At 66.0% G+C, this 23,564-nt stretch carries 19 protein-coding genes and 5 tRNA genes; 4 read left to right on the top strand and 20 right to left on the bottom strand.

Annotated features, from left to right (window positions below):
• Positions 1-22: 22 nt before the first annotated feature.
• The 20 genes from rpoB to AC3A4T_RS22740 all read right to left on the bottom strand — a co-directional run bounded on the left by rpoB (position 23) and on the right by AC3A4T_RS22740 (position 17,980).
• Complete coding sequence (rpoB, locus tag AC3A4T_RS22835; RefSeq protein ID WP_487677496.1) at positions 23-4,192, bottom strand: DNA-directed RNA polymerase subunit beta; 4,170 nt, start codon at positions 4,190-4,192, stop codon at positions 23-25.
• 346 nt (positions 4,193-4,538) lie between these two features.
• Positions 4,539-4,910 (bottom strand): 50S ribosomal protein L7/L12, encoded by a 372-nt coding sequence (gene rplL, locus AC3A4T_RS22830; protein ID WP_487677495.1) that lies wholly within the window; start codon positions 4,908-4,910, stop codon positions 4,539-4,541.
• A 71-nt stretch (positions 4,911-4,981) separates the two neighbouring features.
• Positions 4,982-5,515 (bottom strand): 50S ribosomal protein L10, encoded by a 534-nt coding sequence (gene rplJ, locus AC3A4T_RS22825; RefSeq protein ID WP_487677494.1) that lies wholly within the window; start codon positions 5,513-5,515, stop codon positions 4,982-4,984.
• A gap of 505 nt (positions 5,516-6,020) precedes the next feature.
• Complete coding sequence (gene rplA, locus AC3A4T_RS22820; RefSeq protein WP_036115420.1) at positions 6,021-6,719, bottom strand: 50S ribosomal protein L1; 699 nt, start codon at positions 6,717-6,719, stop codon at positions 6,021-6,023.
• Positions 6,720-6,722: 3 nt separating this feature from the next.
• Positions 6,723-7,151, bottom strand: a complete 429-nt coding sequence (gene rplK / locus AC3A4T_RS22815; protein ID WP_036115418.1) for a 50S ribosomal protein L11 — start codon at positions 7,149-7,151, stop codon at positions 6,723-6,725.
• A 293-nt stretch (positions 7,152-7,444) separates the two neighbouring features.
• Complete coding sequence (gene nusG, locus AC3A4T_RS22810; RefSeq protein ID WP_036115415.1) at positions 7,445-8,020, bottom strand: transcription termination/antitermination protein NusG; 576 nt, start codon at positions 8,018-8,020, stop codon at positions 7,445-7,447.
• 13 nt (positions 8,021-8,033) lie between these two features.
• The gene (gene secE, locus AC3A4T_RS22805; protein ID WP_487677493.1) at positions 8,034-8,411 is read right to left on the bottom strand and encodes a preprotein translocase subunit SecE; all 378 of its coding nucleotides are present in this window, start codon (positions 8,409-8,411) and stop codon (positions 8,034-8,036) included.
• A gap of 96 nt (positions 8,412-8,507) precedes the next feature.
• Positions 8,508-8,583: transfer RNA gene (locus AC3A4T_RS22800), tRNA-Trp, on the bottom strand.
• A 230-nt stretch (positions 8,584-8,813) separates the two neighbouring features.
• Positions 8,814-10,004: an elongation factor Tu gene (gene tuf / locus AC3A4T_RS22795; RefSeq protein ID WP_046657641.1), complete on the bottom strand. Its 1,191-nt coding sequence runs from the start codon at positions 10,002-10,004 to the stop codon at positions 8,814-8,816.
• A 72-nt stretch (positions 10,005-10,076) separates the two neighbouring features.
• Positions 10,077-10,152, bottom strand: a tRNA-Thr gene (locus AC3A4T_RS22790).
• 68 nt (positions 10,153-10,220) lie between these two features.
• Positions 10,221-10,295: transfer RNA gene (locus AC3A4T_RS22785), tRNA-Gly, on the bottom strand.
• A gap of 91 nt (positions 10,296-10,386) precedes the next feature.
• Positions 10,387-10,472: transfer RNA gene (locus tag AC3A4T_RS22780), tRNA-Tyr, on the bottom strand.
• A 121-nt stretch (positions 10,473-10,593) separates the two neighbouring features.
• Positions 10,594-11,685 (bottom strand): redox-regulated ATPase YchF, encoded by a 1,092-nt coding sequence (gene ychF, locus AC3A4T_RS22775; protein ID WP_487677492.1) that lies wholly within the window; start codon positions 11,683-11,685, stop codon positions 10,594-10,596.
• 73 nt (positions 11,686-11,758) lie between these two features.
• Complete coding sequence (gene pth, locus AC3A4T_RS22770; protein ID WP_487677491.1) at positions 11,759-12,340, bottom strand: aminoacyl-tRNA hydrolase; 582 nt, start codon at positions 12,338-12,340, stop codon at positions 11,759-11,761.
• 59 nt (positions 12,341-12,399) lie between these two features.
• Positions 12,400-13,059, bottom strand: a complete 660-nt coding sequence (locus AC3A4T_RS22765) for a 50S ribosomal protein L25/general stress protein Ctc (protein WP_487677490.1) — start codon at positions 13,057-13,059, stop codon at positions 12,400-12,402.
• A 179-nt stretch (positions 13,060-13,238) separates the two neighbouring features.
• The gene (locus AC3A4T_RS22760) at positions 13,239-14,198 is read right to left on the bottom strand and encodes a ribose-phosphate diphosphokinase (RefSeq protein WP_036111835.1); all 960 of its coding nucleotides are present in this window, start codon (positions 14,196-14,198) and stop codon (positions 13,239-13,241) included.
• Positions 14,199-14,321: 123 nt separating this feature from the next.
• Positions 14,322-14,398 (bottom strand) — tRNA-Gln (locus AC3A4T_RS22755).
• A complete protein-coding gene (gene ispE, locus AC3A4T_RS22750; RefSeq protein WP_487677489.1) occupies positions 14,361-15,308 on the bottom strand; it encodes a 4-(cytidine 5'-diphospho)-2-C-methyl-D-erythritol kinase in 948 nt (315 codons plus the stop codon). Before ispE ends, AC3A4T_RS22755 begins: the two co-directional genes overlap by 38 nt.
• Positions 15,309-15,332: 24 nt before the next feature.
• Positions 15,333-16,352: a lipoprotein insertase outer membrane protein LolB gene (gene lolB / locus AC3A4T_RS22745; RefSeq protein ID WP_487677488.1), complete on the bottom strand. Its 1,020-nt coding sequence runs from the start codon at positions 16,350-16,352 to the stop codon at positions 15,333-15,335.
• 20 nt (positions 16,353-16,372) lie between these two features.
• The gene (locus AC3A4T_RS22740) at positions 16,373-17,980 is read right to left on the bottom strand and encodes a tetratricopeptide repeat protein (RefSeq protein ID WP_487677525.1); all 1,608 of its coding nucleotides are present in this window, start codon (positions 17,978-17,980) and stop codon (positions 16,373-16,375) included.
• A 398-nt stretch (positions 17,981-18,378) separates the two neighbouring features.
• On the opposite strand from AC3A4T_RS22740, the gene hemA reads away from it, so the two are divergent.
• The 4 genes from hemA to AC3A4T_RS22720 all read left to right on the top strand — a co-directional run bounded on the left by hemA (position 18,379) and on the right by AC3A4T_RS22720 (position 23,516).
• A complete protein-coding gene (gene hemA, locus AC3A4T_RS22735; protein ID WP_487677487.1) occupies positions 18,379-19,674 on the top strand; it encodes a glutamyl-tRNA reductase in 1,296 nt (431 codons plus the stop codon).
• Positions 19,675-19,743: 69 nt separating this feature from the next.
• Positions 19,744-20,826, top strand: a complete 1,083-nt coding sequence (gene prfA / locus AC3A4T_RS22730; RefSeq protein ID WP_487625953.1) for a peptide chain release factor 1 — start codon at positions 19,744-19,746, stop codon at positions 20,824-20,826.
• 475 nt (positions 20,827-21,301) lie between these two features.
• Positions 21,302-21,769 (top strand): GNAT family N-acetyltransferase, encoded by a 468-nt coding sequence (locus tag AC3A4T_RS22725; RefSeq protein ID WP_487677486.1) that lies wholly within the window; start codon positions 21,302-21,304, stop codon positions 21,767-21,769.
• A 22-nt stretch (positions 21,770-21,791) separates the two neighbouring features.
• Complete coding sequence (locus AC3A4T_RS22720) at positions 21,792-23,516, top strand: O-linked N-acetylglucosamine transferase, SPINDLY family protein (protein WP_487677485.1); 1,725 nt, start codon at positions 21,792-21,794, stop codon at positions 23,514-23,516.
• Positions 23,517-23,564 lie beyond the last annotated feature (48 nt).

Below are 23,564 nucleotides of genomic sequence, written 5' to 3'. Positions count from 1 at the left end.
CCGAATCCCCAATCACCGCTTCTCAGTTCTCTTCCAGCTCCATGTTGATCGCCAGCGAGCGGATTTCCTTGACCAGCACGTTGAACGACTCCGGCATGCCGGCGACCATCTCGTACTCGCCGTCGACGATGTTCTTGTACATCTGGTTGCGGCCCTGCACGTCGTCGGACTTCACCGTCAGCATTTCCTGCAGGGTGTAGGCCGCGCCGTAGGCTTCCAGCGCCCAGACTTCCATTTCGCCGAAACGCTGACCGCCGAACTGCGCCTTGCCGCCCAGCGGCTGCTGGGTGACGAGCGAGTACGGACCGGTCGAACGCGCGTGCATCTTGTCGTCGACCAGGTGGTTCAGCTTGAGCATGTGCATGTAGCCGATCGTGACCGGACGCTCGAACGCTTCGCCGGTACGGCCGTCGTGCAGGATCGTCTGGCCGCTGAGCGGCAGGTCCGCCAGCTCGAGCATGCGCTTGATCTCGACTTCGGCCGCGCCGTCGAACACCGGCGTCGCCATCGGCACGCCGTCGGTCAGGTTGTGCGCGAGCGTCAGCAGCTCCTCATCGGAGAACTGTTTCAGGTCGACGCGCTGACCGTGCAGCTTCTGGTCATGGTTGTAGATGTCGTCGAGGAACTTGCGCAGTTCGGCGATCTTCTGCTGCGCTTCCAGCATGCGCTGGATCTTCTGGCCCAGGCCCTTGGCGGCCCAGCCCAGATGCACTTCGAGGATCTGGCCGATGTTCATGCGCGACGGCACGCCCAGCGGGTTCAGCACGATGTCGACGGTCTGACCGTCGGCCGCGTACGGCATGTCCTCGACCGGCACGATGGTCGACACGACGCCCTTGTTGCCGTGACGGCCGGCCATCTTGTCGCCCGGCTGGATGCGGCGCTTAACGGCGAGGAACACCTTGACCATCTTCAGCACGCCCGGCGCGAGGTCGTCGCCCTGGGTGATCTTGCCGCGCTTGTCGGCGAAGCGACGATCGAATTCCTTCTGGTGGACGTCGATCTGCTTCTGCGCGCGCTCGATCGCCTCGATCGCTTCCTCGTCCTTCATGCGCAGGGTGAACCAATCGGTGCGCTTGAGGCCGTCGAGCACCAGGCTGGTGACCGTGTCGCCCTTCTTCAGGCCGGCGCCGCCGTTGGCGACCTTGCCGATCAGCTGCGAACGCAGACGATCGTAGATGGCCGCTTCGAGGATGCGGAACTGGTCGTCGAAGTCCTTCTTGACCCGGCGGATTTCCGACTCTTCGATCTGACGGGCGCGCTTGTCCTTCTCGATGCCGTCGCGGGTGAAGACCTGCACGTCGATGACGGTGCCGTCCATGCCCGGGGGCACGCGCAGCGAGCTGTCCTTAACGTCCGAAGCCTTCTCGCCGAAGATCGCGCGCAGCAGCTTCTCTTCCGGAGTCAGCTGCGACTCGCCCTTCGGCGTGACCTTGCCGACCAGGATGTCGCCGGCGCGCACTTCCGCGCCGATGTACACCACGCCCGACTCGTCGAGGCGGTTCAAGGCCTGCTCGGAGACGTTCGGGATGTCGGCGGAGATTTCCTCCGGTCCCAGCTTGGTGTCGCGCGCGACGCAGGTCAGCTCTTCGATGTGGATCGTGGTGTAACGATCCTCTTCGACCACGCGCTCGGAGAGCAGGATCGAGTCTTCGAAGTTGTAGCCGTTCCACGGCATGAACGCGACCAGCATGTTCTGGCCGAGCGCGAGCTCGCCGATATCGGTCGAGGGGCCGTCGGCCAGCACGTCGCCGCGGGCGATCACGTCGCCGACCTTGACCAGCGGGCTCTGGTTGATACAGGTGTTCTGGTTCGAACGCGTGTACTTGATCAGGTTGTAGATGTCGACGCCGGCATCGGTGACGCCGGAGATCTCGCTCTCGTTGACCTTGACCACGATGCGGGCCGCGTCGATCTGTTCGATCGTGCCGCCGCGCAGCGCATTCACCGTCACGCCCGAGTCGCGCGCCACGGCGCGCTCGATGCCGGTGCCGACCAGCGGCTTCTGCGCCTTGAGGGTCGGAACGGCCTGACGCTGCATGTTCGCGCCCATCAGCGCGCGGTTCGCGTCATCGTGCTCCAGGAACGGAACCAGCGCGGCCGCGACCGACACGGTCTGCATCGGCGAGACGTCCATGAAGTGGATCTCGGACGGCGGCTTGAGCAGGGTTTCGCCCTGGAAGCGGCAGGCGACGAACTGGGCGGTGATCATGCCCTTGTCGTCCTGCGGCGCGTTGGCCTGGGCGATGACGTACTCGTTCTCTTCGATCGCCGACAGGAACTCGACGTCGTCGGTGACCTTGCCGTCCACGACCTTGCGGTACGGCGTCTCGAGGAAGCCGTACTTGTTGGTGCGGGCGAACACGGCGAGCGAGTTGATCAGGCCGATGTTCGGGCCTTCAGGCGTTTCGATGGTGCACACGCGGCCGTAATGGGTCGGGTGCACGTCGCGCACTTCGAAGCCGGCGCGCTCGCGGGTCAGACCGCCCGGGCCGAGGGCCGACACGCGACGCTTGTGCGTGACTTCCGACAGCGGGTTGTTCTGATCCATGAACTGCGACAGCTGCGAGGAGCCGAAGAACTCCTTGATCGCGGCGGCTACAGGTTTGGCGTTGATGAGCTCCTGAGGCGTGAGGCCTTCAGACTCGGCCATCGACAGGCGCTCTTTCACCGCGCGCTCGACGCGGACCAGGCCGACGCGGAAGGTGTTCTCGGCCATTTCGCCGACCGAACGCACGCGACGGTTGCCCAGGTGATCGATATCGTCGACCACGCCGCGGCCGTTGCGGATCTCGGTCAGGGTGCGGATGACGTCGAGGATGTCCGAGGTCTGGCCGAGTTCGTTGCGCAGGCGCACCGATTCCTCGTCCTTACGCTCGGAGAAGTACTTCGCGTCGTACAGCACCGAGGCGCCGACGGTTTCCTTGCGGCCAATCCGGCGGTTGAACTTCATCCGGCCCACGCCCGACAGGTCGTAGCGCTCGAAGGTGAAGAACAGGTTGTGGAACAGGTTCTGCGCGGCGTCCTTGGTCGGCGGCTCGCCCGGACGCATCATGCGGTAGATCTCGACCAGCGCTTCGAGCTGAGTCTTGGACGGATCGATGCGCAGGGTGTTGGAGATGTAGGGACCGCGATCGAGGTCGTTGACCCAGATCGTGCCGACCTGCTCGATGCCGGCCTTGCGGAACGCGGCCAGCTGCTCTTCGCTGATCTCGTCGTTGGCCGAAGCCAGCAGCTCGCCCGACTTGGTGTCGACCACGTCGTGCGACAGGATGCGGCCGACCAGGTACGCATCCGGCACGGCCAGCGCGGCGATGCCGGACTGTTCCATCTGCTTGACGTGGCGCGCGGTGATGCGCTTGCCGGCTTCGACGATGACCTTGTCGCCGTCGGCCAGATCGAAGTCCAGGGTTTCACCACGCAGACGCTCGGACACCAGCTCCCACTGCACGCCCTCGGACATGATGTGGAAGGTGTTGATCTCGAAGAACTCCGAGAGCATCTCGGTGTTGTTGTAGCCCAGCGCGCGCAGCAGCACGGTGACCGGCAGCTTGCGGCGGCGGTCGATACGGGTGAACAGGGCGTCCTTCGGGTCGTACTCGAAGTCGAGCCACGAGCCGCGATACGGAATGATGCGGGCGCTGTACAGCAGCTTGCCCGAGCTGTGGGTCTTGCCGCGGTCGTGATCGAAGAACACGCCCGGCGAGCGATGCAGCTGCGAAACGATGACGCGCTCGGTGCCGTTGACGATGAAGGTGCCGTTGCCGGTCATGAGCGGAATCTCGCCCATGTAGACCTCTTGCTCCTTCACGTACTTGATCGCCTTGGTCGACGACTCGCGGTCGTAGATCACCAGGCGCACGGTCACGCGCAGCGGGGCGCCGTAGGACAGGCCGCGGTTGCGGCACTCGCGCTCATCGAATACCGGATCGCCGAGCTTGTAGCCGACGTATTCGAGAGCGGCGTTGCCGCTGTAGCTGGAGATCGGGAACACCGACTTGAGCGCGGCGTGCAGGCCGCGATCGGCGCGCTTGGCCGGATCGGTGTGTTCCTGCAGGAATTCGCGATAGGAATCGACCTGGATCGCGAGCAGGAACGGCACTTCGAGGATGGACTTGCGCTTGCCGAAGTCCTTGCGGATGCGCTTCTTTTCGGTGAACGAATACTGTTGCGTCGTGGAAGCTGTGGTCATGGTGAGCTACCGCCTCGATTTAGCTAATGGGCCGGGAAAGTCGCCTGACAGCGAGTCTTTCCGGGCGAGCCGCGCGTCCGCGGTTCAGGGGACTAATGCGAAAACAAAATTGCCAGTGGGAAGTCGCTGGTATTGCCGGCACCAGCACGCCTTCTCCCGCTACTTCCGACTGCCAACTCGTTGGGGCCGGGAATCGGGAATCGAGAATTAGGAATCGGTAGAAGCGACAGCCGCTCTTACGATTCCCAATTCTCGATTCCCGACTCCCGTGGAACGGCCAAAGGCCGGGGACTTTCGTCCCCAGCCTTCAGTGGTCGCCAAATAAAAACGGCGACGCAAGTACGGCTTACTTGACTTCGACAGTCGCACCAGCGGCTTCGAGATCCTTCTTGAACTTCTCGGAGTCGGCCTTGTTGACCGCTTCCTTGACCGTCTGCGGAGCGCCTTCGACCAGGTCCTTGGCTTCCTTCAGACCCAGGCCGGTGATGGCGCGGACGGCCTTAATCACTTCGACCTTCTTCTCGCCGGCGGACTTCAGGATGACGTTGAACTCGGTCTGCTCTTCGACCGGAGCGGCGTCAGCAACGGCAACGCCGGCGGCAACCGGAGCAGCGGCGGAAACGCCGAACTTCTCTTCGATCGCGCGGACGAGTTCCATGACTTCCATCAGGGTCTTTTCGGCGATGGCTTCGACGATTTGTTCGTTGGAAAGGGACATTTGAATAACCTCAGGAAATATTGATCTTACGAATCGGATTCAGTGAAGCGGTCGCGTGTGCGGGGCGGCGATTACGCCGGTTCCGCTTCGGCCGGCGCTTCGACAGCGACTTCGCCGCCGCCCTGCTGGTCGGCCACGGCCTTGACGGCGCGGGCGAACATGCTGGCGGGTTCGGACAGGACGCGGGCCAGCATGGCCAGGGCCTGGTCGAGAGTCGGCAGCGAGGCGAGGACGTCGACGTGGCTGGCCGGATACAGCTGACCACCCATCGCGACGACCTGAGCCTTCAGCTTGTCGTTGCCCTTGGCGAATTCCTTGATCAGACGACCGGCGGCGCCGGGTTCTTCGGTCGAGAACGCATACAGCAGCGGACCGACGAGCTTGTCCTGGACGCACTCGTATTCGGTACCGGCCACGGCACGGGAAGCCAGGGTGTTCTTGACAACGCGCAAGTACACACCGGTTTCACGAGCCTTCTTGCGCATCGCGGTCAGTTGAGCAACCGTGAGGCCAGCGTACTCGGCCGCAATCAAGGAGTGAGCCTTCGCAGCGACTTCTGCCAGTTCGGCGACTACTTCTTGCTTCTGAGACAGATTAAGAGCCATTGCACTCCTCCAAAAGCCGGGATTCGAGATTTGGGAGTCGGGATTCGCAAAGCGGCTTTCGCCTTAGCTTTACTAATCTCTAATCCCGAATATCCAACCTCGGCCAATTAACTCCGCTTACGGCTCCTGCCGCTTGCGGTCCTGGGCGGCGACCGTCCTTGGCGCCGGGGACGCCGAAGGCGTCCCGGGTGGTGGCCTTTCCTGAAGATTCATTACTGAATTCAGTCGGGGCGGCACCATCTGCGCGGGCCCGGGCTCCGAAGAGTCCGAATTAAGCGATCTCGCTTGCACCGACGGCGACTCCTTGCCGTATCGAGCTTCCGTGCCCGTCGTCGGTACGCGCTGACCGCGCCTGCGGTCTTTGACGGCTATCGCGCGGGGTTTTCGCCCTTTGCGATGCCCTCAAAATGCTAGGAACGAGTTGGGAGAAGCGAGAAACGAGTCAGAGCGACTAGGCTTTCCGCTCTCACTCCTCACTTCTCTTCACTCACTCCTGCTTATTCGATTACTTGAGCGACAAGGACGCCTGATCGACGATCACGCCCGGACCCATGGTCGAGCTGATCGAGATCTTCTGCAGGTATTGACCCTTGGCGGTCGCCGGCTTGGCCTTGATCAGGTCCAGCAGCAGCGCCTGCAGGTTGTCCTTCAGCGAGCCGTCTTCGAACGAGGCCTTGCCGATGGTGCAGTGGATGATGCCGGCCTTGTCGGTGCGGTAACGCACCTGGCCGCCCTTGGCGTTCTTGACCGCTTCGGCCGGATTGGCCGAGACGGTGCCGACCTTCGGGTTCGGCATCAGGCCGCGCGGGCCGAGCACCTGGCCCAGCTTACCGACGACGCGCATGGCGTCCGGAGTGGCGATGACGACGTCGTAGTTCAGATCGCCGGCCTGCATCTTCTCGGCCAGGTCGTCCATGCCGACGGCTTCCGCGCCAGCGGCGAGGGCTTCGTCGGCCTTGGCGCCGGCCGGGGCGAACACCGCCACGCGCACCGACTTGCCGGTACCGGCCGGCAGCACGGTCGAACCGCGCACCTGCTGGTCGGACTTCTTCGCGTCCACGCCCAGGCGGACGGCGACGTCGACGGACTCGACGAACTTGGCCTTGGTGGCGGTCTTGACGATCTTGACGGCTTCGTCGAAGGAGTAAGCCTTGCCCGGAACGACGGCGGCCTTGATTGCTTTTTCGCGCTTAGTGATCGCCATGTCTTAGCCCTCCACCACGAGACCCATGCTGCGGGCGGAGCCCGCAATCGTCTTCACCGCCGCATCCAGATCGGCCGCGGTCAGATCGGCTTCTTTCGCCTTGGCGATGTCTTCGAGCTGCTTGCGGGTGACCTTGCCCACCTTGTCGGTGTTCGGGCGCTTGGAGCCGGAGGTGATGCCCGCGGCCTTCTTCAGCAGCACCGAAGCCGGGGTCGACTTGGTCACGAAGGTGAAGGTACGGTCCGAGTAGGCCGTGATGATGACCGGCGTCGGCAGACCCGGCTCGAGCTTGGAGGTCGCCGCGTTGAACGCTTTGCAGAACTCCATGATGTTCAGGCCGCGCTGACCCAGCGCGGGACCGACCGGCGGCGAGGGATTGGCCTGACCGGCCTTTACCTGCAGCTTGATGTAGCCGACTACTTTCTTTGCCATGTTGGTTTCTCTCCGGGTGCTAGCGCCTGAACCTCAGGCTCCCCATCGGGCCGGAAATCGCGCGTTCCGGCTTCGCGTTTTGCTTGCGCACACAGCCGCCCCGGTCCTTGTGAGAGGGGGCAGCTGGATGATTTGGGTCCGCCGCACTCGGCAGCGAGCCGCGCACTATATCAGGTTTTTATGGGATCCCATAGACGGCCCCATAGACCAAGACCCGGCAAGACCGGGCCTGGAAGCTGAACGACTGTGGGCGAGCGATCCGGCGGGGCTACCCTGCCGGATCGGCACCTTGCTCAGGTGGCCTTTTCGACCTGCCCGAATTCCAGCTCGACCGGGGTCGAACGGCCGAAGATCAGCACTGCGACGCGCAGGCGGCTCTTCTCGTAGTTGATTTCCTCGACCACGCCGTTGAAATCCACGAACGGACCGTCGACCACGCGAACCATCTCGCCCGGCTCGAACAGCACCTTCGGACGCGGCTTCTCGACGCCTTCCTGAACGCGTTGCAGAATCCGGTCGGCTTCGCTGTCCTGGATCGGCAGCGGACGATCGGCGGTGCCGCCGATGAAACCCATGACCTTCGGGGTTTCCTTGATCAGATGCCAGCTTTCGCTGTCGATCCGCGGAATGCCGGCTTCGTCGTGGGTGGAAATCTGCACCAGGACATAGCCCGGGAAGAACTTGCGCTCGGAACGGCGCTTCTGGCCGGAACGCATTTCCACGACTTCTTCGGTCGGGACCAGGACGTCGCCGAAGCGGTCCTGCATTTCGAAGCGCACGATGCGATCGCGCAGCGCCTGCGCCACCGACTTCTCGAAGCCGGAATAGGCGTGGACCACGTACCAACGTTTGTTTTCTTGCGTATTCAAGTCGGTCGTCTCCTCAGCGCGACAGCAGGAATTTGACCGCGCCCTGGATTACCCAGTCGAAACCGGACAGGATCAGGCTAAGGATGGCCACTGCGATCATGACGACCCAAGTGGTCTTAAGTGCTTCTTCGCGGGTCGGCCAGACCACCTTGCGCAGTTCGAACCGCGATTCGGACAGGAACTCGCGGGTCTGCGCGCCCTTGGCGGTCAGCATGAACACCGCGGCGCCAGCCAGCAGGCCGACGACGACTGCGCCGCTGCGCAGCGGGCCGCTCCAATTCTCGAACCAGAGGTAGGCGAACACACCGCCAGCCGCAAGCAGCAGAGCCAGCGCGTACTTGACGATGTCACCGGCGCCGCCGGATTTATGTTGTTCGGCCTTACTGTTCATCTCGGGGCGATTCCCTCGCGAAAGCCCGCCCATCCGATGCGCGGCCCTTTCAATGCCTTCCAGTCGCCGGATCGTCCGACCCGACTCGGTATCGAGTGGCACGCCAGGAGGGACTCGAACCCCCAACCTGCGGTTTTGGAGACCGCTGCTCTGCCAATTGAGCTACTGGCGTACGTCTTTGAAGTGTTCGGTCCAGGTCGGCGCCTTACGTGGGCGCGGGCCGGCCGGTTGTGCATTGTGTTCGAAAACACGACGCTTTGAAACAACGAAGGCGGACCGGGTTGCCGGCCCGCCGTTCGCTTGGGCTTGCATCCATCGCCGAGATCTTGGAGATGGATCCCCGCTTCCGCGGGGATGACGATTTGACAAAGCCGGGCGCGCAAGCGCGCCCGGGTCAAATCGTCACTTGATGATCTTCGCCACCACGCCGGCGCCGACGGTGCGGCCGCCTTCGCGGATCGCGAAGCGCAGGCCTTCGTCCATCGCCACCGGGTTGATCAGCGTGACTACCATCTTCACGTTGTCGCCCGGCATCACCATCTCGACGCCTTCCGGCAGCTCGCAAGCGCCGGTGATGTCGGTGGTGCGGAAGTAGAACTGCGGACGGTAGCCCTTGAAGAACGGGGTGTGACGGCCGCCTTCGTCCTTCGACAGCACATACACTTCGGCTTCGAAGTCGGTGTGCGGCTTGATCGAGCCCGGCTTGCACAGCACCTGGCCGCGCTCCACGTCGTCACGCTTGGTGCCGCGCAGCAGCAGACCGGCGTTGTCGCCCGCCTGACCCTGGTCCAACAGCTTGCGGAACATTTCGACGCCGGTGACCGTCGTCTTCTGGGTCGCGCGGATACCGACGATTTCGATTTCGTCGCCGACCTTGATGATGCCGCGCTCGATACGGCCGGTCACCACGGTGCCGCGGCCCGAGATCGAGAACACGTCTTCCACCGGCATCAGGAACGGCTTGTCGACGTCACGCTCCGGCTGCGGAATAAAGGTGTCCAGCGCCTCGACCAGACGCAGGATCGACGGCACGCCGATTTCGCTCTGATCGCCTTCCAGCGCAAGACGCGCCGAACCGTGGATGATCGGGGTGTCGTCGCCCGGGAAGTCGTACTTGGTCAGCAGCTCGCGCACTTCCATTTCGACCAGCTCGAGCAGCTCGGCGTCGTCCACCATGTCGGCCTTGTTCAGGAACACGACGATGTACGGCACGCCGACCTGACGCGACAGCAGGATGTGCTCGCGGGTCTGCGGCATCGGGCCGTCAGCGGCCGAGCACACCAGGATCGCGCCGTCCATCTGCGCCGCGCCGGTGATCATGTTCTTCACGTAGTCGGCGTGGCCCGGGCAATCGACGTGCGCGTAGTGACGCGAAGCCGATTCGTATTCCACGTGCGCCGTCGAGATCGTGATGCCGCGCGCCTTCTCTTCCGGCGCCGCGTCGATCGCGTCGTATGCCTTGAACTCGCCACCAAAACGCTCGGCGCCCACCTTGGTCAGCGCGGCGGTCAGCGTGGTCTTGCCATGGTCGACGTGACCGATGGTGCCGACGTTGACGTGCGGCTTGGTGCGCTCGAATTTACCCTTAGCCATGGCTGTCGCTTCTCGTTTGTGGGTCTGTATGTCGCGGCGGCTGTTGGTAAAGCAGCCTTGTGTTGCGTTGGATGGTGCTCACGAAAGGAATCGAACCTTCGACCTCCTCCTTACCAAGGAGGTGCTCTACCGACTGAGCTACGTGAGCGTAAAGCTGGGTGTTGCGACCCGATCAACGGGCCTTGCTGCAATGGGGGCCGCCAAGAGTGGATTCAATGGAGCGGGAGACGGGATTCGAACCCGCATTATCAGCTTGGAAGGCTGAGGCTCTAACCATTGAACTACTCCCGCGCCGCGTACAGCCATTACAGCGTTGGAACTTTAACTTGAAACCGTACCTTGGAACCGCGCCGAACTTTCGATCGTCGCGCCACCGATATTCTGGTGGAGGGAGGTGGATTCGAACCACCGAAGGCGTAAGCCAGCAGATTTACAGTCTGCCCCCGTTGGCCGCTTGGGTATCCCTCCAAAGAGCCCGTAATTCTGGGGTGCGTTCTTCAGGTTGTCAACGCGTTTTCACATACAAGCCTGAAAAATTTTCGTCCCGCCCCGGCGACACGCATCGGCCCGACTCGGCCGCATAGTGTACTCAGACATTGAACCGGAAGTGCAACACATCGCCTTCCTGGACGCGATATTCCTTGCCTTCCAGGCGCAGACGCCCGGCATCGCGCGCTCCGGCCTCGCCCTTGTACTTGATGAAATCGTCGTAGGCGATGGTTTCGGCGCGGATGAAGCCCTTCTCGAAGTCGGTGTGGATCACCGCGGCGGCCTGCGGCGCGGTCGAACCGGCCTTGACCGTCCAGGCGCGCACTTCCTTGACCCCGGCGGTGAAGTAGGTCTGCAGGCCCAGCAATTCGTAACCGGCGCGGATCAGGCGATTGAGGCCCGGCTCGGCCAGGCCCAGGTCGGCCAGGAAGGTGTCGCGGTCCTCGTCGTCGAGTTGGCTGAGCTCTTCCTCGATCGCGGCCGACACCGGCACCACCTGGGCGCCCTCGGTCGCGGCGCGCGCGCGCACCGCGTCGAGGTGATGATTGTTCTCGAACCCGTCCTCGAGCACGTTGGCCACGTACATGACCGGCTTGAGGGTCAGCAGGAACAGGTCGCGCAGCGCCGCCTTGTCGTCGTCGGACAGCTTCAGCGCGCGCGCCGCGGTGCCCGCGTTGAGGCCCTCGCGCACGCGGCCGAGCACTTCCTTGCGCGCCGCGGCTTCCTTGTCGCCGGTCTTGGCCGAGCGCTCGGCGCGCTGATAGGCCTTCTCGACGCTTTCCAGGTCGGCCAGGGCCAGCTCGGTATCGATGGTGTCGATATCGGCGATCGGATCGACCTTGTTGTTGACGTGGATGACGTCGGGATTTTCGAAGCAGCGCACCACATGGGTGATCGCGTCGACTTCGCGGATGTGGGCCAGGAACTTGTTGCCCAGGCCCTGCCCGCTCGCCGCGCCGGCGACCAGGCCGGCGATGTCGACGAACTCGACCGCGGTCGGAATCAGCTTCTGCGGCTTGACGATTTCAGCCAGCGCGTTCAGACGCGGATCCGGCACCGGCACCGCGCCGACGTTGGGCTCGATGGTGCAGAACGGGAAATTCGCCGCGGCGATACCGGCCTTGGTCAGCGCGTTGAAGAGAGTCGACTTGCCGACGTTGGGCAGGCCGACGATGCCGCATTTGATGCCCATGACGATCCGTGATTGGTGATTCGGGATTAGGGATTCGAACAGCCGCGCTTTCCGAATCCCTAATCCCCAATCCCTAATCCCTGCTCGTATGCAACTGCGTCATCGCATCCATGAAGTTGCCCTGCACCGCCAGCGGCATCACGTCGATGGCGTTGTCGATCGCGCGCAGGATGGTGGCTTCGTCGTCCTTGCCGGGACGGCCGAGCACCCAGGAAGTGACTTTGTCCTTGTGGCCGGGATGGCCGATGCCGACCCGCAGACGGTGGAACTTGCCGTGGCCGAGCAATTGCATGGTGTCGCGCAGGCCGTTTTGACCGCCGTGGCCGCCGTCGAACTTGAGCCGCGCGGTGCCCGGCGACAGATCCAACTCGTCGTGCGCCAGCAGCGCCTCTTCGGGCTCGATCTTCCAGTAGCGCAGCGCCGCGGTGACCGACTTGCCCGACAGGTTCATGAAAGTGGCCGGCTTGAGCAGCCACACCGGACGCCCGCCGATCTCGATCTTCGAGGTCTCGCCGAACAGCTTGGATTCCAGGCCGAAGCGGCCGCCGAACTTCTCGTTCAAGGCGTCCACAAACCAGAACCCGGCATTGTGCCGGGTCCGGGTGTATTCCGACCCCGGGTTGCCGAGGCCGACGATCAGGCGCAGTCCCGCCATGGATCACAACAGTCCGCGAACGCGAACCGGCGCGCCGGTCAGGGCGCGCCGGCAGGCGATCACTTCTTGTCTTCGTCCTTCTTGGCGACCTTCGCGGCCGGCACATCGGCTTCCGGCGCGTCGGTGGCTTCTTCGACTTCTTCCTTGCCGTGCTTGGCGATCACGACGGCGACGTCGTGTTCCTTGCCCAGCTTCAGCTCGGGGATCTCGACGCCCTTCGGCAGCTTGAGCTCCGACAGGTGGACGATGTCGCCGACGGTCAGCGCCGACAGGTCGATCTCGATGAACTCCGGCAGGTCCTTCGGCAAGCAGCTGACTTCGACTTCGTTGAGCTCGTGGGTGACCACGACGTCGGCGGCCTTGCCGGCCGGCGACTTGTCTTCGTTGAGGAAGTGCAGCGGCACCGCGACGCGGATGGTCTGGTTGGCATCAACGCGCTGGAAGTCCAAGTGCATGATGATCTGCTTGAACGGATGACGCTGCATGTCGCGCAGAAGCACGTCCTGCGTCTTGCCGTCGAGTTCCAGGCTCAGGATCGAGGAGTAGAACCACTCGTGCTGGCTGGCCAGCCAGATCTTCTCGTGGTCGAGCTGGATCGCCTGCGGCGGATTCTTGCCGCCGTAGATGATGGCCGGGATGCTGGCGGCACGACGCAGGCGGCGGCTCGCACCCTTCCCCTCGACGTTGCGGCCAGTGGCCTTGATGGTGTGTTCGGACATTGGTTTTTACTCACTTTGCAGCGTTAGGACCGCCTCGCGGCGGCTTATGGAGACTCACCCGCGACCAGATGAGTCTTTTGGAGCTGGGATTGGCGATTCGGGATTGGGGATTCGTTGCAGCAACGGCCGCGCGGCCGCTCTTGCGAATCACCAATCCCGAATCACCAATCCCGGGCAAATCAATCCACGTACAACGAACTGACCGACTCGCCGAAGGCGATGCGGCGGATCGTTTCGGCCAGCAGCTCGGCGACGCTGAGCTGGCGGATGCGGCCGGTGGCGCGGGCCGCGGCGGTCAGCGGGATGGTGTCGGTCACCACCAGCTCGTCCAGCTGCGACTTGGTTACGTTGTCGATCGCCGCGCCCGACAGCACCGGGTGGGTGCAGTAGGCGACGACTTTCTGCGCGCCCTGCGCCTTCAGCGCCGCCGCGGCGGCGCACAAGGTGCCGGCGGTGTCGACGATATCGTCGACCAGCACGCAGGTCTTGCCCGACACGTCGCCGATGATGTTCATCACCGTGGCGACGTTGGCGCGCGGGCGGCGCTTGTCGATGATCGCCAGTTCCGCGTCGTCCAGGCGCTTGGCGATCGCGCGAGCGCGGACAACGCCGCCGACGTCCGGCGAAACCACGATCAAATTATCCGTGCCGTGCGCGCGCCAGATGTCGGCGAGCAGCAGCGGCGAGGCGTAGACGTTGTCGACCGGGATGTCGAAAAAGCCCTGGATCTGATCCGCGTGCAGATCGACCGTGAGCACCCGATCGGCGCCGACCGCGCTGAACATCTTGGCCGCGACCTTGGCGGTGATCGGCACGCGCGAGGAGCGCGGGCGGCGATCCTGGCGGGCGTAGCCGAAGTACGGCACCACCGCGGTCACACTGGCCACCGATGCGCGCTTGAGCGCGTCGATCAGGACCAGCAGCTCCATGAAGTTTTCCGCCGTCGGCGCATTGGTCGACTGGATGACGAACACTTCCTGGCGACGCACGTTTTCTTCGATCTCGACCTGCACCTCGCCGTCGGAGAAGCGCCCGACCAGGGCCTTGCCGATGCGGATGCCGAGTTCTTTGCACACCGCCTCGGCGAGAGGACGGTTGGCATTGCCGCTGAATACCAGCAGGTTGCGATCGTTTTGCACTGTACTTCTCCGCTTCGCTCTGACCGTGGCGGTTTTAAGGCCGGGATTCGGGATTTGGGATTCGCGATTCGTCAAAGCGCGGCGGCTTGCGAATCGCGAATCCCAAATCTCCAATCCCTAAAATGGCAGGGGCGGTAGGATTCGAACCTACGAATGCCAGGATCAAAACCTGGTGCCTTGGGCCTCTTGGCGACGCCCCTGCGGAAACCTGGTCTCGAGTGCGGCATGCAGCGGCGAACGCCCTGCTCCGCCCGCCGTCCAGGCCCGAAGGCCGGATGGCAGTTCCAGCAGCGCCGCCTCGGCGGTTTCGCGCGTGGCGAACTCGACGAAGCAACCGCTGCCGGAGCCGGTCAGACGCGGCGAACCGATCCGCGACAAGGCGGCGAAGACAGCTTCTACAGCTGTTTCGCGCTTGCGCAGAACCGGCTCGAACGCATTCCCGAGCGGCTTACCCGAAACGAAGTCCGATATTGTCGCGGGCGCGGCATCCCGCGTCAATTCGGCAGATTGAAATAAGGCCGCGGTCGGCGCGTGAACGCCCGGATCGACCAGCACGTACCAGGCCGGCGCCAGTTCGATCGGACGCAGGCTTTCGCCGACGCCCTCGGCCCAGGCGTTCTCACCGCCAACGAAGACGGGCACGTCGGCGCCCAGCCGCAGGCCGAGCTCGGCCAGCTGGTCGACGCCCAGATCGGTGCCCCACAGGGCGTCCAGCGCGACCAGCACGGTCGCCGCATCGGACGAACCACCGCCAAAACCGCCGCCGGCCGGAATGCACTTTTCGATGAGGATGTCGGCACCTTGGGCGCTGTTGGCTTCTTTTTGCAGCAACAGCGCGGCGCGGACGGTGAGGTCGTCGTGCTCGGCCACGCCCGCCACCGAGATGCCGTGGCGGACCACGCGGCCGTCGGCGCGCGGCCGCAGGTGGATGGTGTCGCCCCAGTCGAGCAGGCGGAACACGGTCTGCAGCAGGTGATAGCCGTCGGCGCGGCGGCCGACGATGCGCAGGAACAGGTTCAGTTTGGCCGGGGCGGGCCAGAGCGACCACGCGCGGCCGTCACTGTGATCGTCGACGGGAGCGGCGTTGGCGCCGGCATCGGACTGGGACATGGGCGGCATTACGAAAAAACCCGTTCAGCGGGAAGCAGACGCGGCGTGCGCCGCGGTCGCATCGCTGGCCGCATTCGCCTTCAGGCCCGCGACCAGCGACTGGTTGTAAGCGATCGCGTAGCCCGTGGCCTGCTCCAGCAGTCGCGCGTGCTCGTCGCCTTCGATTACGTCACTGGTGCCGTCGAGATAGTGGACGCCGTCGACGCCCTCGCTGTCGCCGCGCTCAAGACCAGGCGTCACGCAGGAAAAACCGCACATACCGATCAATCGCGCACGACCTTGCGCCAGGTCGGCGCGTGCGTCGCCGGCCGGATCGTCCAGGTTCAGCGTGGTGAGTTCATTGCGCAATTTGACGACGTTGGACTGCAAAGACTCCCAGCCCTTATCGCGAGAGGCGACCGGCGTAGCGGCCGCGCCACCCTGCCATTTGTCCACGATCAAACGCACCCGCGCGTTCGCGCGCCGCGCATCCAGCCGCGACGGCAGATCGCCGCTGGCGGGCCACTGGTAGGCGATGGTCCAGCCGCCCTGCTCGATCGACAGCGGACGGCCGTCCGGACCGGGGGTCAGTTTCGCCGCGGCGACGCCTTCGGCCGGCAGACCGCGCAGCCAATTGCCCAGCGCTTCGACCGGAATGTCCCAGCCGGTGGTTTCCAGCAGCAGGGCGGCGGCGTTGTCGCCGCTGCGCGGGCCGCCTTCCAGCCCTTCCAGGCGGGCTTCGCCGGGGCCGCCGGCCAATCGCCAGCTTTGCCGGGTCACCGGCGCGCTGAGCGCGACTTCGAAACGCTCGCCATGCTGAGTCCACTCGATCCGGCCGCTGCCGCCCTTGCCGGCGTTCGACACGGCGATGCGGCCGGTCAGCGACCACTCGCTGCCCGCGCGCACCCGCTGCGCGCGCGCGGCTTCGCGCTGCGCGGCATCGGCGGCGGGCACGACGGTTTCGCCGGTTGGACGCTTGACCGCGCCGCCCACGCAGGCGCTCAACCCCAGCGCCAACACCGCGATCACCGCCGCGCGGGTCAGCACCGCGCGCGCGCTAGCCATCACTGCGACCGAACCGACCATCACAGCCCGTACTTCTTCAACGCCCGCAGCAGCGAGCGATTTTCCGGATCGATCTTGCGCGCCTGTTCGAAGTATTTGCGCGCCTCGTCGCGGCGCCCGCTTTCCCACAGCACTTCGGCCAGGTGCGAGGCGATCTCGGCGTCCTTCTGCAAGGTCAGCGCGCGACGCAGTTCGGTCTCGGCTTCCTGCACCCGGCCCAGGCGGTAGAGCACCCAGCCGTAGCTGTCGATGATCGCGGAATTGTCGGGCTCAGCGGTGCGCGCGCGTTCGATCAGTTCCAGCGCTTCCTGATAGCGGGTGGTGCGATCGGCGAGCGTGTAACCCAGCGCATTGAGCGCGGCCACGCTGTCGGGTTCGGCGACCAGAATGCGGCGGAAATCGGCTTCGGCGCGGGCCACGTCGTCGCGGCGCTCCCAGCTCAGGGCGCGCGCATAGAGGATTTCCGGTTCGTCCGGGAACGCGGCCAAGCCGCGTGCGAACGCGTCGCTTTCGCCGCTGTCGCTCTTGTCCTCGGCGCGCAGGCTGGCTTCCAGAATGTAGGCGTCGCGACGGGTTTCGTCCTCAGCCGAAGCATCGGACTGGATCGCGCGCAGGCTGGCGTAGGCCTCTTCGCCGCGGCCGAGCTTGTGCAGCACGTTGGCGCTGCGCAGGCGCGCGATCGAGCGCTGCGAACCGCCGGGCACGCCCTGATACCAGTTCAGCGCTTCTTCGTTGCGCTCGAGGAATTCGGCCATCTGCGCCAGCAGCAGGCGCCGCGCCGGGTCGGGCTTGGCGGCGTCGGCGCGCAGTTCGTCGTAGAGCTTGGTCAGGGTCGGCTTGTCCTCGGCGCGGGCCAGGTAGGACGCGCGCAAGGCATAGGTCTGCTCGTCCTGCGGGCCGCGCGCGAGCACCGCGGCGACGTTCTGGAAGTCGTTGAGCCCTTCGTACTGCTCGGCGATCAGCGCGCGCAGATTGTTGTCGCTGTCGGCCAGCGGCACCAGGGTCGACAGCAACTGCTGGGCCTGCTCGGTCTTGCCGTCCTCGCGCAATTGACTGACCCGCAGCAGGCCGACCCGCGGCTCGCCGGGGAAGCGCTTGACCACTTCCTCGACGATGCGTTCGGTCAGCTTGGGCTGGTCGAGCCGCTGCGCCAGGCCGCCGAAAGCGACCCAGGCCATGAGATTGCGCGGCGGCATCTGCCCGCCGTCGATGATCTTCTCGAGCATGCGCCCGGCCTGCTGCGGGGTCTTGGACCCGGCGGTCAGCACGCCCAGCGCCTGGCGCCAGCCGGTGTCGGGGTCGCCGCTCATCAGGCTGTTGAGCTGACGCAGCGCGTCGCGCTCGTCGCCCCGGCGCAGCGCCAGGGTCGCCTCGGCGGCGTTGAGCGTCGGGCCCTTGCCGCCGAGCTTGCGCCACAGCGCCAGCGATTCGGCGGCGGTCGCGTCCTGCTTGGCGACGATGGCGATGGTGGTCGCGCGCTCGGCCAGAGCCAGGTCGCCGGCGGCGCGCGCGGCCTTCAAATAGGCGGTGGCAGCATCGTTCAGCTTGCCGGCCTGCAGCGAGAATTCACCGCTGAGCAGCGATTCCAGCGATGCGCCGGTCGGGTCTTTGGCGGCCCGGGCCTGCATCTGCGCGCGCGCGGCGGCGAGCGCGGCGGCGGACGGCTGGATCGGCGTGGCGGCGGCGCCGACCGCGCCCGAGGCGAGCGCCAGGACCACGCTCAGCACAGCGACCGGCAGCCGGCGGTGGGGATGGGCCGCAACCGCGGCCGGCTTACGTTTAGTTCTGTCTATTGGACCGATCGAGCAAATCGAATCGTAGAGAACCACGGCGAGACCAGTGGGCCGGTAGAATGGCGGCCTTCAGCAGCCCGCAGCTTATCGCAAGCACCTGAACCGATGTCCCGCGCCGCCCACCGCCCGATGAAACTTTTTCGCAGCCTTGCGATGGCGGTCGCGCGTGTCCGCGCCCCGGTCGCACGCGGCATGCGCGCGAGCGGCTTTCGTCCCTTCAGCCGCGGTCTGTCATGAGTTTGTTCGTCCTCGGCATCAATCATCAGACCGCACCGGTCAGCCTGCGCGAACGCGTGGCGTTTTCCGGCGACGCGATCGCGTCCGCGCTCGCCGCGCTGCGCGCGCTGGCGCCGGTGCGCGAGGTCGCGTTGCTGTCGACCTGCAACCGCACCGAGCTGTACGCGGTGGCCGAGGACGGCGGCGATGCGCTGGCGCAGTGGCTGGCCACGCATCCCGACGATGCCGGCGATCTGCATGCGTATCTGTATCGCCATCGCGACGCCGATGCGGTGCGGCATCTGTTCCGGGTCGCGACCGGGCTGGATTCGCTGGTGCTCGGCGAACCGCAGATCCTCGGCCAGGTGAAAGACGCCTGGGCCAGCGCGCGCGCCGCCGGCACCCTCGGCAGTCAGCTCGATCGTCTGTTCCAGCAAGCGTTCTCGACCGCCAAGCGTGCGCGCACCGACACCCGCATCGGCGCCAACCCGGTGTCGGTGGCCTCGGCCGCGGTGCGGCTGGCGCAGGAATCGTTCGCGCGCCTGGACGATTCGACCGTGCTGCTGATCGGCGCGGGCGAGACGGTGGAACTGGCGGCGCGGCATCTGGTGCAGGCGAAGGCCAAGCGCTTGCTGATCGCCAACCGCACCCTCGCCCACGCCCAGGACCTCGCCACCCGCCACGGCGGCGTCGCGTTGCCGCTGAGCGAACTCGACCGTCACCTGGGCGAGGCCGACATCGTGCTGTCGGCGACCGCGAGCCGCGAACCGGTGTTGCGCAAGCCGCAGGTCGCCGCCGCCCTGGCCACGCGCAAGCACCGGCCGATGCTGCTGCTGGATCTGGCGGTGCCGCGCGATATCGCCGCGGACGTGGCCGAGCTCAAGGACGTGTTCCTCTACACCGTCGACGATCTGGAACGCTCGATCGAAGACAACCGCCGCGGCCGCCGCGAAGCGGCGACCGAGGCCGAAGCCATCGTCGACCTGCAGGTCGCGCGCTTCGTCGAAACCCTGGCCGCGAGCACCCGCACCGCGCCGATCAAGCGCCTGCGCGATCACGGCCAAGCCGCGCGCGAAGAAGTGCTGGCCAAGGCGCGGCAGCAATTGCAATCCGGCCAGGATCCGGCCGAAGTGCTCAACTTCCTCGCCCACACCCTGACCAACCGCCTGCTGCACGCGCCGACCATCGCATTGCGCGAAGCCGCGCTGACCGGCAATCCGGAGTTGGCGCGGGCGGCGGACAAGATGTTTCCCGCGTTGGGATTGGAGATTCGGGATTCGGGATTCGAAAAAGCCGATTCGGACGAGCCTTAGCGACACTCTCGCTCGCTTGTGCATGTGCTTTTGCCAATCCCGAATCCCCACTCCCGAATCCCGGCCTCCATGACTCCCACCCTGCGCCGCAAACTCGAAGCCCTGGTCGAACGCCGCGAAGAACTCGAACGGCTGCTCGGCGATCCGGGCGTGATCGGCGATAACGACCGCTTCCGCAAGCTGTCGCGCGAATTCGCTCAGCTCGAACCGGTCGCGATCGCGCTGGCCGAGGAAGCGCGGGCCAAGGCCGACCTCGCCGCGGCCGAGGCGATGCGTAATGACCCTGAGTTGCGCGAGTTGGCCGACGAGGAAATCGTCGCCGCGCAGGCGCGGCTCGAGCAGCTCGATGTCGAACTGCTCGCGCACCTGATCCCGAAAGATCCGCGCGACGACGGCGACCTCTATCTGGAAGTGCGCGCCGGCACCGGCGGCGACGAGGCGGCGATCTTCGCCGGCGACCTGTTCCGGATGTACGCGCGCTATGCCGAGCGCCAGGGCTGGAAGGTCGAGATCGAATCGTCCAACCCCGGCGAACACGGCGGTTACAAGGAAATCATCGGCCGGGTCGAAGGCCGTGGCGCGTATTCGAAACTCAAGTTCGAATCCGGCACCCACCGCGTGCAGCGCGTGCCGGAAACCGAATCGCAGGGCCGCATCCACACCTCGGCCGCGACGGTGGCGATCATCGCGGTCGAGCCCGAGGGCGAGCCGATCGAGATCAACCCGGCCGATCTGAAGGTCGACACCTTTCGTTCCTCCGGCGCCGGCGGCCAGCACGTCAACAAGACCGAATCGGCGATCCGCATCACCCACATTCCCAGCGGCGTGGTGGTCGAGAACCAGACCGAACGCAGCCAGCACGCCAACCGCGACAAGGCGCTCAAGCGCCTGCAGGCGATGCTGTCCGATGCCGCGGCGGCCAAGGCCGCGGCCGCGCAGGCGCAGGACCGGCGCCTGCAGGTCGGCAGCGGCGACCGCAGCCAGCGCATACGCACCTACAACTTCCCGCAGGGCCGGATCACCGACCACCGCGTCGAGGGCCTGACCCTGTACGACCTGCCGAACATCGTGGCCGGCGACCTGGACGGTTTGATCGGACGGCTGATCCACGAGCATCAGGCCGACGAACTGGCGCGCTTGTCGGCGAGTTAAGTCGCGCACCCGATCGCCGGCAACACCGTGAGCCCCCTGTAGGAGCGGCGCGAGCCGCGACCGCGCTACCGCGCTTGCAACGCCTGTGCGGTTTCGCAGTCGACCAATAACCCAAGAAACCTCGCAGGCCCCAGCCGCGCCCGCATCACCGGCAAAACCGCGCACCATGGGTAGGAGCGGCGTAAGCCGCGACCGCGACATCAGGCTTGCGACGCATGCAAGATGTCGCGGTCGCGGCTTACGCCGCTCCTACAGGGGCTGGGGCCGATCGCGCCACTGAGCATGCGATCCATGTGAGGTTTCGCGGTCGCGGCTCGCGCCGCTCCTACAGGCAGCTACGGCGACGATTGCGCGCGACTGAGTGGTCGCATCGGGCAATGGCGCACACACCTCGCGCCGATGCACGATGCCGGGTCATGACGTTACGCGGCCCCAGCGGCCATAATCGGCCATCTCCCGCCGGACCGACTTCTTCATGAGCCTCACTGTCCGCCGCGCCGGTCTCGACGACCTCGACCTGCTCGCCCCGCTGTTCGACCGTTACCGGCATTTCTACACCCAGCGTTTCGACGAGGCGGTGTCGCGCTCCTTCCTCGGCGAACGCCTCAGCCGCGGCGATTCGGTGCTGCTGCTGGCCGCGCTGGACGGCGACGACGGCGCCGGCTTCACCCAGTTGTATCCGATGTTCTCCTCGGTGCGCGCGGCTCGGGTGTGGGTGCTCAACGATCTGTTCGTCGAAGCGCATGCGCGCCGGCGCGGCGTCGCCCAGGCGCTGCTCGACGCGGCCGCGGCGTTCGCGCGCGCCGACGGCGCGGCGCGGCTGGAACTGGAAACCAACCACGACAACCTCGGCGCGCAGGCGCTGTACGACGCCGCGGGTTGGCAGCGCTTCGACGGCACCCAGCGCTACCAGCTGCCGCTGCAGCCGGCCGCGTTGGCGTGAACCTGGGCCGGATTCGCATCGCATGAACGATCCACGCACCGACCTGCGCCGCGCGCTGCAAGTCAATCCCGGCGACGCCATGGGCTGGGTCAGCCTGGCCGATTACGAACTCGACGCCGGCGACGCGCGCGGCGGCGAAGCCGCGGCGCGGCGCGCGCTGAGCCTGCGTCCGGGCCATCCCGAAGCGCTGGCGCGGCTGGGCCGCGCGCAATGGATGCTGGGCCAGCGCGAACAAGCGGTCACCAGCCTGCGCGCGGCCGCGCGCAGCGCGCCGCAGCACCCGGGCATCGCGGTGTGGTTGGCGCATGCGCTGGAGGACATCGGCGACGGCGAAGGCGCGCTGGCCGCGTATGCGCACGCGCATGCGCTGGCGCCGCGGCATGCGCAGTTCGCGGCCTACCTGCTCGCCTGGCGCCGGCGCCTGTGCGACTGGACCGACCTGGACGCGCTCGCCCGCCAGGTGCGCGACGCGGTCGCGCACAGCGAGGCCTCGGTCGAGCCGTTCGCGTTTCTCAGCGAAGACACCAGCGCCGCCGAACAGCGCCGCTGCGCCGGACTGCGCGCGGCGCAGATCGCGGGCGTGGTGCGGCCGCTGCTGCCGGCGCCGGCCAAGGACCCGGCCGCGCCGATACGCGCCGGTTTCCTGTCCAACGGCTTCGGCGCGCATCCCACCGGCCTGCTGACCGTGGCCTTGTTCGAAGCGCTGCGCAAACGCGGCGGGCTGGAGGTGCAGTTGTTCGCGCTCAACGACGACGACGACAGCCCGATCCGACGCCGCCTGCACGACGCGGTCGCGGTGATGCACGACGTCAGCCGGCAACCGCACGACCAAGTTGCCGCCACCATCCGCCGCGCCGGCATCGACGTGCTGTTCGACCTGCGCGGCTGGGGCGGCGGCGGCGCGCCGGAAGTGCTGGCGATGCGACCGGCGCCGGTGCAGGTCAACTGGCTCGCCTACCCGGGCACCTCGAGCGCGCCGTGGATCGATTACGTGCTCGCCGACCGTTACGTGTTGCCCGAGGCACTGGCCGCCGATTTCAGCGAAACCGTGGCCTGGCTGCCGCGGTGTTTCCAGCCGTCCGACACCCGCCGCGAACTGCCACTGCCGCCGCCGCGCGGCGACTGCGGCCTGCCCGAGGACGCGGTGGTGTTCTGCTGCTTCAACAACAGCTACAAACTCAACCCGCACAGCATGGCGCGCGCGCTGGCGGTGCTGCGCGGCGTGCCCGGCAGCGTGCTGTGGCTGATGTCCGGACCCGGCCGCGCCGACCAGCGCCTGCGCGAATTCGCCGCGCAACAAGGGCTCGCGCCGGAGCGGCTGGTGTTCATGCGCAAACAGCCGCATGCCGACTACCTGGCGCGATTGCGCCATGCCGATCTGTTTCTCGACACCAACCCCTACAACGCCCACACCACCGCGTCGGACGCGTTGTGGGCCGGCTGCCCGTTGCTGACCCGACCCGGCGCGACCTTCGCCGCGCGCGTGGCCGGCAGCCTCAACCATCATCTGGGCATGGAGTCGATGAACATGGCCGACGACGACGCCTTCGTCGCCCGCGCGATCGCCCTGGGCAACGACCGCGAGGCGCTGGCCGATGTGCGCAGGCAATTGGCCGAGCGTCGCCGCGACAGCGGCCTGTTCGACATGGACGGGTTCGCGGTCGATTTTGCCGCGATGACGATGGCGATGGCGCGGCGGCAGCGCAAGGGCGAGGCGCCCACCGTTCTGCAGGGGCCGGCGCGTTAGCGCTGGTCCTCGACGCGAACCATTCCGCACATGCCTCTAACGTCCCCC

The organism is Lysobacter sp. Soil_N_51 (assembly GCF_057655755.1).
This window is presented reverse-complemented; position numbering and strand designations above follow the sequence as displayed.

Bases quoted from the DNA above. Each gene is read 5' to 3' on its own strand.
- rplJ (WP_487677494.1), bottom strand. From the start codon at position 5,515: ATGGCTCTTAATCTGTCTCAGAAGCAAGAAGTAGTCGCCGAACTGGCA.
- tuf (WP_046657641.1), bottom strand. From the start codon at position 10,004: ATGGCTAAGGGTAAATTCGAGCGCACCAAGCCGCACGTCAACGTCGGC.
- AC3A4T_RS22765 (WP_487677490.1), bottom strand. From the start codon at position 13,059: ATGTCCGAACACACCATCAAGGCCACTGGCCGCAACGTCGAGGGGAAG.
- pth (WP_487677491.1), bottom strand. From the start codon at position 12,340: ATGGCGGGACTGCGCCTGATCGTCGGCCTCGGCAACCCGGGGTCGGAA.
- ychF (WP_487677492.1), bottom strand. From the start codon at position 11,685: ATGGGCATCAAATGCGGCATCGTCGGCCTGCCCAACGTCGGCAAGTCG.
- secE (WP_487677493.1), bottom strand. From the start codon at position 8,411: ATGAACAGTAAGGCCGAACAACATAAATCCGGCGGCGCCGGTGACATC.
- rplL (WP_487677495.1), bottom strand. From the start codon at position 4,910: ATGTCCCTTTCCAACGAACAAATCGTCGAAGCCATCGCCGAAAAGACC.
- lolB (WP_487677488.1), bottom strand. From the start codon at position 16,352: ATGGCTAGCGCGCGCGCGGTGCTGACCCGCGCGGCGGTGATCGCGGTG.
- hemA (WP_487677487.1), top strand. From the start codon at position 18,379: ATGAGTTTGTTCGTCCTCGGCATCAATCATCAGACCGCACCGGTCAGC.
- rplK (WP_036115418.1), bottom strand. From the start codon at position 7,151: ATGGCAAAGAAAGTAGTCGGCTACATCAAGCTGCAGGTAAAGGCCGGT.
- AC3A4T_RS22720 (WP_487677485.1), top strand. From the start codon at position 21,792: ATGAACGATCCACGCACCGACCTGCGCCGCGCGCTGCAAGTCAATCCC.
- rpoB (WP_487677496.1), bottom strand. From the start codon at position 4,192: ATGACCACAGCTTCCACGACGCAACAGTATTCGTTCACCGAAAAGAAG.
- AC3A4T_RS22725 (WP_487677486.1), top strand. From the start codon at position 21,302: ATGAGCCTCACTGTCCGCCGCGCCGGTCTCGACGACCTCGACCTGCTC.
- AC3A4T_RS22740 (WP_487677525.1), bottom strand. From the start codon at position 17,980: ATGCAGGCCCGGGCCGCCAAAGACCCGACCGGCGCATCGCTGGAATCG.
- prfA (WP_487625953.1), top strand. From the start codon at position 19,744: ATGACTCCCACCCTGCGCCGCAAACTCGAAGCCCTGGTCGAACGCCGC.
- rplA (WP_036115420.1), bottom strand. From the start codon at position 6,719: ATGGCGATCACTAAGCGCGAAAAAGCAATCAAGGCCGCCGTCGTTCCG.
- ispE (WP_487677489.1), bottom strand. From the start codon at position 15,308: ATGTCCCAGTCCGATGCCGGCGCCAACGCCGCTCCCGTCGACGATCAC.